This is a genomic window from Pseudomonas sp. LBUM1666 (assembly GCF_059695775.1).
Genome location: NZ_CP166789.1, coordinates 577,445 through 590,642, shown reverse-complemented (window position 1 = coordinate 590,642; position 13,198 = coordinate 577,445). Strand labels below are relative to the sequence as shown.

The 13,198-nt window shown below is 58.3% G+C and carries 6 protein-coding genes; 1 reads left to right on the top strand and 5 read right to left on the bottom strand.

Translation table 11 applies throughout. From position 1 onward, the window contains the following. Positions 1 to 21: 21 nt before the first annotated feature. Complete coding sequence (locus ACA056_RS02565; protein ID WP_497270272.1) at positions 22 to 3,297, bottom strand: transglutaminase family protein; 3,276 nt, start codon at positions 3,295 to 3,297, stop codon at positions 22 to 24. Between the two features lie 461 nt (positions 3,298 to 3,758). After that, positions 3,759 to 6,062, bottom strand: a complete 2,304-nt coding sequence (locus ACA056_RS02560) for a YgiQ family radical SAM protein (RefSeq protein ID WP_497270270.1) — start codon at positions 6,060 to 6,062, stop codon at positions 3,759 to 3,761. Positions 6,063 to 6,424: 362 nt separating this feature from the next. Between ACA056_RS02560 and ACA056_RS02555 the strand changes: the two genes are divergently transcribed. After that, on the top strand, positions 6,425 to 10,261 hold the full coding sequence (locus ACA056_RS02555) for a dermonecrotic toxin domain-containing protein (RefSeq protein WP_497273483.1): 3,837 nt from the start codon (positions 6,425 to 6,427) through the stop codon (positions 10,259 to 10,261). 30 nt (positions 10,262 to 10,291) lie between these two features. On the opposite strand, the gene dnaB is transcribed toward ACA056_RS02555, so the two are convergent. From dnaB to ACA056_RS02540, 3 genes are all read right to left on the bottom strand, one after another. Further along, on the bottom strand, positions 10,292 to 11,686 hold the full coding sequence (gene dnaB, locus ACA056_RS02550; protein WP_497270268.1) for a replicative DNA helicase: 1,395 nt from the start codon (positions 11,684 to 11,686) through the stop codon (positions 10,292 to 10,294). Between the two features lie 120 nt (positions 11,687 to 11,806). Beyond that, the gene (gene rplI / locus ACA056_RS02545) at positions 11,807 to 12,253 is read right to left on the bottom strand and encodes a 50S ribosomal protein L9 (RefSeq protein ID WP_003197251.1); all 447 of its coding nucleotides are present in this window, start codon (positions 12,251 to 12,253) and stop codon (positions 11,807 to 11,809) included. Between the two features lie 19 nt (positions 12,254 to 12,272). Next, positions 12,273 to 13,166: a YybS family protein gene (locus ACA056_RS02540; protein WP_046044821.1), complete on the bottom strand. Its 894-nt coding sequence runs from the start codon at positions 13,164 to 13,166 to the stop codon at positions 12,273 to 12,275. Positions 13,167 to 13,198 lie beyond the last annotated feature (32 nt).

The window sequence follows — 13,198 nt, the reverse complement described above, 5'->3', positions numbered from 1 at the left end:
AATCCGAGCGTCGCGTACGGTTTAGAAACGTCGTAAATCGAGTGTCATCGGCAGCTCGTCGTTAATTTCCACATTCGGTATAGGAAGTTTCCCAGGGCTGTGTCCGATGCGGAAAAAACGCGCCATCCGCCGGCTCTCCGCCTCATTGGCGTTCACCGGCAAGCTGTCGTAGTTGCGTCCGCCCGGATGGGCAACGTGGTACTGACAGCCACCCAGCGAGCGCTGCATCCAGGTGTCGAGCAAGTCGAACACCAACGGCGCGTGGACCGGGATGGTCGGCTGCAGGCAGTTGGACGGTTGCCAGGCGCGGAAGCGCACGCCAGCGACAAATTCGCCGACCCGCCCGGTGGGTTGCAATGGCACCGGGATGCCATTGCAGGTCAGAAGATAACGCTGCGGCGGCAGCCCCGTGAGTTTGACCTGCAAACGCTCCAGCGACGAATCCACATAACGCACCGTGCCGCCGACTGCGCCCTCCTCGCCCAGCACATGCCAAGGCTCCAGCGCCTGACGCAGTTCCAGCTCGATCCCGCTGACAGCGTAATCGCCGACCTTGGGAAAACGGAACTCCAGATGCGCCGCGAACCACTCCGCACGCACGGGATAACCGGCGGCATTAAGGTCGACGATGACGTCGGCGAAGTCCTGCTCGATAAAGTGCGGCAACAGGAAACGATCGTGCAGCTCAGTGCCCCAGCGCGCCAGTTTCGGCGGCGCATAAGGCTCGCGCCAGAACCGCGCCACCAGCGCTCGCAGCAACAGCTGCTGAGCCAGGCTCATGCGCGCATGGGGCGGCATTTCAAAGGCGCGCAATTCGAGCAACCCCAGACGTCCCGTCGCGCCATCCGGTGAATAAAGCTTGTCTATGCAGAACTCGGCACGGTGCGTGTTGCCGGTCACGTCGATCAGCAGGTTGCGCAGCAGCCGATCCACCAGCCACGGTGCGCACTCCTCACCCGGCTCAGGCATCTGGGCGAAGGCGATTTCCAGTTCATACAGCGCATCGTTGCGTGCTTCGTCGACCCGTGGCGCCTGAGACGTCGGGCCGATGAATAATCCCGAAAACAGGTAGGACAAGGACGGGTGGTTATGCCAGTAGCTGATCAGGCTGCGCAGCAGATCGGGGCGGCGTAGAAACGGTGAGTCAGCCGGTGTCGCGCCGCCCAGTACGAAATGGTTACCGCCGCCGGTGCCGGTGTGCCGGCCGTCGATCATGAATTTCTCGGTGGTCAGTCGGGTCTGGCGTGCCTCTTCGTAAAGAAATTCGGTGCGCTCGACCAGCTCATCCCACGTGGCGGATGGCTGCACGTTGACCTCGATCACACCCGGATCGGGCGTGATGCGGAAGTTGCTCAGGCGCGGATCGCTCGGCGGCTCATAGCCTTCCAGCAACACCGGACAATGCAATTCCTCGGCGGTGGCTTCGATGGCGCTGACCAGTTCCAGGTAATCCTCGACCCGTTCCAGCGGCGGCATGAACAGATACAACCGCCCTTCTCGCGCCTCCACACAGAACGCCGTGCGGGTCAGCCAGTCGGCGGACTCGTCGATCTTTGGCGTGCGTTCATCAGCAACCGCAGGCTCGCCTTGGCTCTGAAGTTGTGCAGTGTCGGGCAGTGCAGGAAAATCCTGATTCGGGTCCACAGGATGAATGAACGGGTACTCCGCCGCTTTCACCCAAGGCTGCGAGCCGAGCGGCAAGCGATAGCCCAGCGGCGAATCCCCCGGCACCAGTCGGCAATGCTCATCGCGCAGATACCAGCGGCCGCTTTGCCACTGATCGCCCTTGGCGGTGCGCGCCAGCGGCAGGACCTGGCCGATGACTTTGTCCAGACCCTGGCTGAAGACTTTGCGCAGGCGTGCACGCTCCAGAGGCTCTTCAAGACGCGAGTCTTCGGCGCTGACGTTCTGCGGCAAAGTGCCTTCGCGCCAGAGGTAATAGAAATTGTCTTCGTAGGCCGGAAATACAAAGCGTGTCGGAATTTTCAGGCGTTCGGCGACGCTGGCCAGAAAACGACCGGCCAGCTCGCCATTGGCACCGTAGTCTTCCTGCTCATCGGCAATCAACGCGCTGTTGTGCCAGATCGGTACATCGTCGCGGCGCCAGTAGTAGTTCAGCGACCAGCGCGGCAATTGCTCGCCGGGGTACCACTTGCCCTGACCGAAATGCACCAGACCATTGGGGGCGTAGTGCTTGCGCATGCGCTGGAACAGTTCGGCGGACAGACGCCGCTTGTCCGGTCCGAGCGCAGCGGTGTTCCATTCGGCGCCATCCGGATCATCGATGGACACGAAGGTCGGTTCGCCGCCCATGGTCAGGCGTACGTCACCCTCGAGCAGGTCGGCATCGATCTGCCGACCCAACGCCTGGATCGCCAGCCATTGGTCTTCGCTGTAGGGTTTTGTCACCCGCGGTGCTTCCCAAATCCGCTCCACTGACATTTCGTGGGTGAATTCGCACTCGCACGGTTCAACCAAGCCACTGATCGGTGCCGCAGAGCCCGGATCGGGGCTACAGGCCAACGGAATGTGTCCTTCACCGGCAAACAGCCCTGACGTCGCGTCCAGGCCGATCCAGCCAGCACCGGGCAAATAGACCTCGCACCAGGCGTGCAGGTCGGTGAAGTCCACGTCAGTGCCCGACGGGCCGTCGAGGCTTTTGACGTCGGCGGTCAGTTGAATCAGGTAGCCGGAGACGAAACGCGCCGCCAGACCGAGGTTGCGCAACAGCTGCACCAGCAACCATGCAGAGTCGCGGCAGGAACCGGAGGCATGTTCGAGGGTATGTTCGGGCGTTTGCACACCTGGCTCCATGCGGATCAGGTAGCCAATGTCTTCGCTCAGGCGCTGATTGAGTGCGACGAGGAAATCCACACTGGGCAGTGGCGTGCGGTCGATGCCATCCAGATACGCCTTGAACTTCGGCGTCAGGGGCAAGGTTTCCAGGTACGGCGCCAGCTCCTTGCGCTCATCCGCGGCGTAGGCGAACGGAATCTTTTCCGCGTAGGGCTCAAGGAAGAAGTCGAACGGATTGAAGACCGCCATCTCCGCCAGCAGATCGACTTCGATCCGCAGCTCATCGGTTTTCTCCGGGAACACCAACCGCGCCAGGTAATTGCCTTGGGGATCCTGCTGCCAGTTGATGAAGTGCTGCTCGGGAGAGACTTTCAGCGCATAGGAAAGTATCCGCGTGCGACTGTGGGCCGCCGGGCGCAGGCGAACGATCTGCGGACCGAGCTCAACGGCGCGGTCGTAGCGGTAATGCGTGACGTGGTGCAATGCGACATGAATCGACACGGCGTGCCTCCTGCGAGCCTTAAGCGTATTGGAAAGCGCGCAAGACTTATGCCATCCAGCAGCGCTGGCGCTTTCTCCGATTGCTTGAGGCAGTACAGCACCAAAATCGGGCGATGCGGGAATTTGGTTTGGGGGGTTGCACGGAAATGTTGCGGAGGGAGGGTTGGGTTCGAGTTTTGTGTTGGGCTTGAGATCCAGCCCTCACCCTAGCCCTCTCCCGGAGGTAGAGGGGACTGACCGAGGTGTTTGGCCGAGATGCTGCAACCTGAAAGTCCCGCGTCGAACTCAGGTTCTGAAAGGCTTGGAGATCGGCCCCCTTTCCCCCTCGCCCCCGTGGGGAGAGGGATGGGCGGGCGGCGTTCCGATGAGGGGTGGATCCCACTGGCACAACACAATTTCCAGACAGCCAAAACGCAAAACGCCAACCCGAAGGTTGGCGTTCTGTTCAGAGCTAGCGAGGTTTAACGCGGTACAACCGGCTTGCGCGCAGGCTTCGGCCCCTTGCCTTTGGCCGCGTCCTTACGCTCCTTGGCCGCCTGCTGGTTGCGGGCGAACGCCGCTGCCTTGGCCTGTTCACGCTTGTCCCACGAATTGCCGCCATCGCTGGCGCGCGGTGGCAAGCCAGTGTGCTGGGTCAGGATCTTGGTGGTCTTTTCCCCAGCCACTTTATGGCTGCCGGCCGGTGTCGAGTTCTTGCGACGGGCGCTCTGGTAGCTGTCGGTCGCCGGCTGGTGCAGCGGGATCAACTGGTTCTTGCCCGGCCCGATCAGATCGGCGCGGCCCATGCGGGTCAGCGCCTCACGCAGCATCGGCCAGCCTTTCGGGTCGTGATAACGCAAGAACGCCTTGTGCAGGCGACGCTGCTCTTCGCTCTTGACGATGGTCACGGCGTCACTCTTGTAAGTGACTTTACGCAGCGGGTTCTTGCCCGAGTGGTACATCGCGGTGGCGGTAGCCATCGGCGACGGGTAGAACGCTTGCACCTGGTCAGCACGGAAGCCGTTGCCCTTGAGCCACAGGGCCAGGTTCATCATGTCTTCGTCGGTGGTGCCCGGGTGGGCGGCGATGAAGTACGGAATCAGGTACTGCTCTTTCCCGGCTTCCTTGGAGTACTTCTCGAACATGCGCTTGAACTTGTCATAGCTGCCAATGCCCGGTTTCATCATCTGGTTGAGCGGACCTTCCTCGGTGTGTTCCGGGGCGATCTTCAGGTAACCACCAACGTGGTGGGTCACCAGCTCTTTGACGTACTCCGGCGACTCGACCGCGAGGTCGTAACGCAGACCGGAAGCGATCAGGATCTTCTTCACACCCGGCAAGGCGCGGGCGCTGCGGTACAGCTGAATCAGCGACGAGTGATCCGTGTTCAGGTTCGGGCAAATGCCCGGGAACACGCACGAAGGCTTGCGGCACGCGGATTCGATTTCCGGGGTCTTGCAGGCGATGCGGTACATGTTCGCGGTCGGGCCGCCGAGGTCGGAAATGACGCCGGTGAAGCCGGGGACCTTGTCGCGGATCTCTTCGATTTCGCGAATGATCGACTCTTCGGAACGGTTCTGGATGATCCGGCCTTCGTGCTCGGTGATCGAGCAGAAGGTGCAGCCGCCGAAGCAGCCACGCATGATGTTCACCGAGAAACGGATCATGTCGTAGGCAGGGATTTTTTCCTTGCCGTACGCCGGGTGCGGAATGCGCGCATAGGGCATGCCGAACACGTAGTCCATTTCTTCGGTGGTCATCGGAATCGGAGGCGGGTTGAACCAGACATCGACTTCGCCGTGCTTCTGAACCAGCGCACGGGCGTTGCCCGGGTTGGTTTCCAGGTGCAGCACGCGGTTGGCGTGAGCATAAAGAACCGCATCACCACGGACCTTTTCAACCGATGGCAGACGGATCACAGTCTTGTCGCGAGTCATCCGAGGGCTCGCCAGAATCTGCACGACCTTGGCTTCGCTCGGGTCTTCAACCGGACCTTTTTCCTGCTCGATGGCACAGGCCTGGGTGTCCTGGGTGTTCACATACGGGTTGATGATCTTGTCGACCTTGCCCGGACGGTCGATACGCGTGGAATCCACTTCGTACCAGTCTTTCGGTGTGTCACGACGAATGAACGCGGTACCGCGCACGTCGGTGATGTCTTCGATCTTGTGACCGTAGGACAGACGCTGGGCGACTTCGACGATCGCACGCTCGGCGTTGCCGTAGAGCAGGATGTCGGCGCAGGCGTCGATCAGGATCGAGTTGCGAACCCGGTCCTGCCAGTAATCGTAGTGGGCGATGCGGCGCAGGGAAGCTTCGATGCCACCGAGAACGATCGGCACGTTCTTGTAGGCTTCCTTGCAACGCTGGCTGTAAACCAGGCTCGCGCGGTCCGGACGTTTGCCCGCCATGCCGCCGGGAGTGTAGGCGTCATCGGAGCGGATTTTTTTGTCGGCGGTATAGCGGTTGATCATCGAGTCCATGTTGCCGGCCGCGACGCCGAAGAACAGGTTCGGCTCGCCGAGCTTCATGAAGTCGTCTTTGGACTGCCAGTTTGGCTGGGCAATGATCCCGACGCGGAAGCCTTGCGACTCCAGCAGCCGGCCGATGATTGCCATGCCAAACGACGGATGGTCAACGTACGCATCACCGGTGACGATGATGATGTCGCATGAATCCCAGCCGAGCTGATCCATCTCCTCCCTGCTCATCGGCAGGAATGGCGCTGGACCGAAGCATTCGGCCCAGTACTTGGGATAGTCAAATAACGGCTTGGCTGTTTGCATGACGATGACCGGTGTTGAAATGAAAAATCGCGGGCGCGGAATATAGCACAAAAAATAACCAATTCCGACAATAGCGGTCGGCTTTTACCATCAGGTTTGCCCCTGACCGATACATCACATTTCACTGAGCACACGTCACTACATAGATATGCTTCAAGAAAAAAACCCGCGAGTAGTCTGGCGCTTCAACTACCAGACTGGCTTATCCAGAGCCACGGAGCTCCCTTGAACGATTCGACTTTACTCAATACAGCCCCCGCACCTACCCCGCCGCCCCTATCTGTTCATGCAAGCTTCATCCAGAGCAAGCTGCCTGGCTGGCTAGTCGAGGGATCACCTGAACAGCGCAAAACGTTTCGCGCCTGCCTCCTCAAAAGCAATGCAGCCAGGCAGGCGTTGGCCCCCGTCTTCGAAGATCTGAAAAACCCCTGAACTTTGCCCGAACCTTGTTGAGCGAAAAGCTCACAGGACACCTGGGATCGCTGGACGCTGAAAAATCCACACTGCTACGCGAGTGGAAGAACTCCCACCTCTTGGGGCTGATCAAAACACACCATAAAACCACCGAACAAACGCTTGTAGACGCCGCCCTGCAGAACTTCGAACCTTCCGAAGCCCTGAACGGTGGTTTTGAAGCAGGATCGGCCATCTATGTGTCCGGGTTCGGCGAAAAGAAAAAAAGTGCTGTCCGCCCAGAGCACTTCGCCAGAGTTTGTCGTGAGCTGGACATCGGCAAGCAGTACCAGATACACATCAGTGAAATACTGGAACCCTCTGCGAGTGCGGGAACAACTGCCACTCGCTCGGCAAACCAGGTAAAAAACCTGATCAGGAGCGACGACCAAAATACCTTTGAGACGGCGATCCACATCGCCCTGATGAAGAAATCCATCAGCACAGATCTTTACGCGCTATTACTCGAATTGAGTCCCGTCGGCAGTCATAAGGACTTGATCTGTTCACACCTGACCCTCGACGGCACAGCCCTGCCAGGCATCCTGATGTTTCGGGACAAATGGCCTCAGATTAAACACGTCCTTTACATTCCCGATGATCCCGATGACGCGATCAAACGATATGACTCGTATGGCGATCTCCAAACAGCCCTGGCAATTAAACTGGAGACGCCCTCCTACCGAAAATTCTTCAATCGCTTCATTCCGCTAGAGCGTCGGGGCACACCCCTGACCACACCAGGCACTTTACGGTCAGGCGCGAACCGCCTCAATAAACCGTCTTTTGCCAAACCCTTGGTGCGTACGGATATTACCGGCAACTTCTATGAAACGATCTTCAAGCAACGTATTGCTCACCTGAAAGCTGACGCTCGCGTGCTGGCGGTCCCCACGGCAGATACCAACACCGCCGGCAGCTTGAGAAAACGCCAGGAGCTTGAGGCCGCAGGAGAGTCGCTGTTATTTTTCGCCGCGTCCTTCGTACCTATCATCGGTGAAGTGATGTTGGCGGTAACAGCCTTGCAGTTACTCAACTCGGTCTATCACGGCGTTGCCGCCTGGAGTCGTGGCGATACCGATGAAGCTCTGAACGATCTGCTGGATGTCGCAGACGCCGCTGCCCTGGGCATCATCACGGCCGGCGCAATAAAAACCACCGGGATCGCCACCAACCTGGTGAAAATCAGGTTGCGCGACAATAGCGAACGACTCTGGCACCCCGATCTGACGCCCTATCGGAAGGCACTTCAACTCCCTGAAAATATCCACCCCAACGCTCAAGGGTTGTATAAACACAACGCAAAAACCTATGTAGCGCTGGAAGACCATTTCTATGAAGTAAAGGTCGACATCGCCACCCAGCAGTGGGAGCTGCAACACCCTTCTGACCCAAACGGGTATGCCCCACAGATGTTACAAAACAATGCCGCCAGATGGCGCCTTCCGCACGAGGACCCAGGCACTTGGGATGGGTTGAAACTGATCAGGCGTCTTGGCACTGTCGCACGCAATATCCGCCAAGAAGCCGTCGAGCCCATTCTGCTGGTCAGCGGATTAGACAGATTGGCTCTCATTGAACTTCATCTGAACACCCAACGTCCGCCGGCCCTGCTGACCGATGTATTGAAGCGCTTTGATTTGAGGCAGGAAATAAAAGATTTCAAGATAGAACGTAGCAAAGGAAATAAAACCGGCCCTTATTCACCGTACATCTTGCTGCACCTACTCACCACACTGAGCGGCTGGCCAACAACTCGACGCCTGACCGTCGTCGATGGGGCTGAAACGCTCTTTACTTTTGGTGACTCCGCCAATACAACACAGCCCGAACTTAGATTTACCTACGCTCAACTCAGAAATGGAGAACTAATAGATACCGTTGTCGAGAAGCTGCGAACGGATGAGCTCAATGAACTGTTCAACGGGACGCCGTCCACTGCCACTAACGCAGAGCGCTTGGCGCAGCGTCTCGAGACCCATCTTGCGGCAACAAAAGACCTGCTGTTCCCACAGATTTATGCGCTGACCGAACAACCGGAAACAGTAATACAGGAACACATTCGCACGAATCACCCAACGCTTCCAAAAAGCTATCTGCAGCAGTTGACACTCAGCATCAGCCCACAGGAAGAACAGCAAATCGTGCGGGGAAAACAGTTGCTGCCACTCATGAAAAATGAAGCAGCCGAGTACTCCAGAGAAATTGAAACAGTACGTATTTATGAGGGTCTTTATTTTGATTCCGCTCGCCCTCTTAACACCGACCAACTCATCCTCACGAGCCTTAAGCAATTACCCAACTGGGCCGACTCAGTGCGTATCGAAATGCGCGATAGAACCCTCAACGGCACATTGCTGAGCAGCGTCGGCAGTGTCACAGCCGTTCATCGCAGAGTTCTGGTTCGAGAGGGCGTGCTGTACAGGGCTTACAATGCCGCGGGAAATCCGCTTGATGGACCGGCCGACCTCTACAACTCGATCAAAGCGGTCCTACCCGAAACTGAACGCCTTGCCTTGAGCAGAGATGACAACCGGTGGTCCGACCGTGTGAAGAGCGCGCTCAACAACGTCATAGAGCGTCTGCACAAACAACCTCTGGCAATTCGGGAAGGCACTGCGTCATGGGCTACCGGCCCCATAAACCCGGGCTTCCCCCTTGACACCCATTTTGCCCGACAAGAAACACCGACGAACCTGTCGCTACGCGCAGACGGAGTCTATGAACAGCCCCCCCTACAAGGTGGCATGTACAAACACTACGTGCTGGAAAACCGCCTGTACTATCAGGTGCAGTACGCCAAACCGGGTTGGCAAGCCATTGATGCGCGCAGCCCCTATCGAGCGTACAAGCCCTACGTACGACAAAAGGTGGGGGGCGGCTGGGAGATCGATTCCGATATGGGATTACCGGGCGGTACACCGGGAGTTGCCTCGTCAAGACACCTCGATATCCCGGAGGAGACAAGCGGCAGCTATCACAGCGCCACCGAAAACGTCATGCCTGTGCCATTCACTGCCGCCGAACGCGACCGCATGTCCAGCATCAGATCCTTTCAACAGGCCCCCAACACACGCGGTAACTATGATCGTGCCAACAACGGCCGCTACCCCCTCAGGGACCTGAAAGGGCAACCGTTACGCATCAAAAAAATTCAGCAGCAGGCCAAATCTGCTGATGGAGGTACCCGCTACGGGGCCGCGGCAATCAAACCTTACATTCAATGGGAGGGCTTCGAAGGCGTTGCCAACCTGTACGAAGAAAAACTGGCACTACGCACATTCACCGCCGCCGACTGTAAGGTGCCTGAGGAAAGGGCCTTGATCGGGCAAGACATGGTGAGCAGCAATAAGCCGCTGGTTAAGGGAGAGATTCTTGGGGTCTATGGTGGAGGATTGATACCCGGTTATGTCGGTGTCGCCAGAAAGGACCCGTTCCTCATCGGTGTACTGCCTGGGAAGCTGTTCACCCACGCCAGCCCCCCTACCGTTCTATTGTCCGGTGACAATGTGCTGTCCCGAATGAATACCCTCTTCGAGTATGAACACGGCAAACCGGTACGACAGGCAGCAGCGGGTTACAACGTCGAAGCCGTGCCGTTTAACGTGGAGGTTCAAGCCCAAGACGGGCGCAAGGAAAACTACCTGCTGTATGCGTTCTTTGCCATCGACGACATTCCCGTCGACAACGAACTGCGCTGGAACTATGGCTACACCGAGCCAGCGATCAGAGCCTTGTTCCCCTGAAACAAGGTCATCAACCGTCGGACGCCAGTGTTATTCGTCGTCGAAGTTGTAGCTGCCCGGCGCCAGGTTTTCGAAGCGGGTGTACTTACCGATGAACGCCAGTCGTGACGTACCGATCGGACCGTTCCGCTGCTTGCCGATGATGATCTCGGCGATGCCTTTGTGCTCGGTTTCCGGGTGATACACCTCGTCCCGGTACACGAACATGATCACGTCGGCATCCTGCTCGATCGCTCCGGATTCCCGGAGGTCGGAGTTGATCGGGCGCTTGTTCGGTCGTTGCTCCAGAGAGCGGTTGAGCTGGGACAACGCCACCACCGGGCAGTTGAATTCCTTGGCCAGGGCTTTCAAGGAACGGGAGATCTCGGAAATCTCGTTGGTCCGGTTGTCGCCACTGGAACCTGGAATCTGCATCAGTTGCAGGTAGTCGATCATGATCAGGCCAACCTCGCCATGCTCACGCACCAGGCGTCGAGTCCGCGCACGCATTTCCGACGGGCTGATACCGGCCGTATCGTCGATGAACAACTTGCGATCATTGAGCAGGTTGACCGCCGAGGTCAGGCGTGGCCAGTCATCGTCTTCCAGACGTCCGGCACGGACCTTGGTCTGGTCGATCCGACCCAGCGACGACAACATACGCATGATCAGCGATTCGCCTGGCATCTCCAGCGAGTAGACCAATACGCATTTGTCGCTGCGCAGCACGGCGTTTTCCACCAGGTTCATCGCAAAGGTGGTTTTACCCATGGATGGACGGCCGGCGACGATGATCAGGTCAGACGGTTGCAGGCCGCTGGTCATACCGTCGAGATCGGTGTAACCGGTGGACAGGCCGGTAATAGCGTTGTCGGTGTTGAACAAGGTGTCGATGCGGTCGATGGCCTTGGTCAGCAGGTCATTCACGCTCACCGGGCCGCCGGTTTTTGGCCGGGCCTCGGCGATCTGGAAAATCTGCCGTTCGGCTTCGTCGAGAATCTCTTCAGCCGAGCGGCCTTCCGGGTTGAAGGCGCTGTCAGCAATCTCGGAGGCAATGCCGATCAGTTGGCGCAAGGTCGCCCGCGCGCGGACAATCTGGGCATAAGCCTTGATGTTGGCGACGGACGGCGTGTTTTTTGCCAGTTCGCCAAGGTATCCGAGGCCGCCGACTTGCGAGGTCTGACCTTCCTTGTCCAATTGCTCGGCAAGGGTCACGACGTCGATCGGCGAGTTCTGGTCGGCGAGCTTGGCGATCGCACGGAAGATCAGGCGGTGGTCATGTCGATAGAAATCGCCGTCCGACACCTGATCCAACACGCGTTCCCAGGCGTTGTTGTCCAGCATCAAACCACCGAGCACGGCCTGTTCGGCCTCGATGGAATGCGGCGGCACCTTCAGGGCAGCGGTTTGCAGATCGTATTGCTCGGGTGCGGAGATATCGTTCATGGCCACTTGGTTATTTTATGAAAAGCAGGGGTTACAGAAAGACAAAGGGCACGACCTGTAAACAGGATCGTGCCCGATGTTACCGGCAAGCACCCGAGGGTGCCAGCCGACAAGTGCTGCTTAAGCTGCTACCACGACAACGCGTACGGTGGCTTCAACTTCGGCGTGCAGGTGCACGGCTACGTCGAATTCGCCTACGTTGCGGATAGTGCCGTTCGGCAGACGAACTTCGCTTTTTGCAACTTCAACGCCAGAGGCGGTCAGTGCATCAGCGATGTCGTGAGTACCGATCGAACCGAACAGCTTGCCTTCGTCGCCAGCGGTGGCAGTGATAGTCACTTCCAGCTCAGCCAGTTGGGCAGCGCGGCTTTCAGCCGAAGTTTTACGATCTGCTGCGGCTTTTTCCAGCTCAGCGCGACGCTCTTCGAACGCAGCCAGGTTGGCAGCGGTCGCAGCGGTAGCTTTGCCGTAAGGCAGCAGGTAGTTACGACCGTAACCAGCCTTAACGTTCACTTTGTCACCCAGGTTGCCCAGGTTGGTGACTTTTTCCAGAAGGATCAGTTGCATGTGAAAATCCTCTTAACTTTTAACCTTCACCGTTCGCGCTATCGACGTCTTTCGGCGTCGAACGACCGCGAAAATCAATCAGGCTGTCGACGATGGCCAAGACCACCAGCAACGGATAGATCAGCTGCATGAACAGCAACAGCGTGACGTACAACCCCACCAGCCAGAACCTGGCCAGTCGCTTTTGCGCCACCAGCCCGTGAATCAGGGCCAGCCCGGCGAACACCAGCGGTACACTGCACAACGGCGTCAACATGGCCATCTGCGGACCAATGTTCGGCCCCAGAAGCATGAACGCCAGCAGTAACATCGCCAGCCCCAGCGGGAATCGGATGGCGCGAAACTCGCGACCAAAACCACCCGGGTTGTACAACAACGCCTGCCAGTAGCGCCCGACAAGCAGGCTCAGCACACTGACGATTTGCAACAAGGCCGCAATCAGGCCGGTCAGGACCGGTGCGATCAGGGACGCAAAATGCGCTTGCTCGTCTACCGACAACTTCTGGTAGACATCACCGAGTAGCGACGGCATGACTTTTATCAAAGCCTGCGCCAGCATCTCGATTTGGGGACCAAAAACCGTCCCCAGCACCACTGAAAACACCACTCCCATCGCTATGCTGACCAGCAGCACGCGGTTCCAGGATTCGCTTGCGCGTAAAACCAACGCAAGGCTCCAAGACCCCAGCAGCACCAGAAGTGCCCGTGGGTCATCGGAGTAAAGCCACCAGATCAACGCCGGCAGCAGTCCCAGAGCAAGAACGCCCAGGGCGTCCTTCAATCCGCGCCGCAGGAGCACAAGGCAACCCGCGGCAGCACCCAACCAATACAACAACGGCAATGTTGCGCATCCAGCCACTACCAGAGTGGCCTGCATACGGCCGCGCATGATGAACTCAGCTATGGCACGCATGCTTTCAATCCTTTGCTACGTGTCGACTGCCC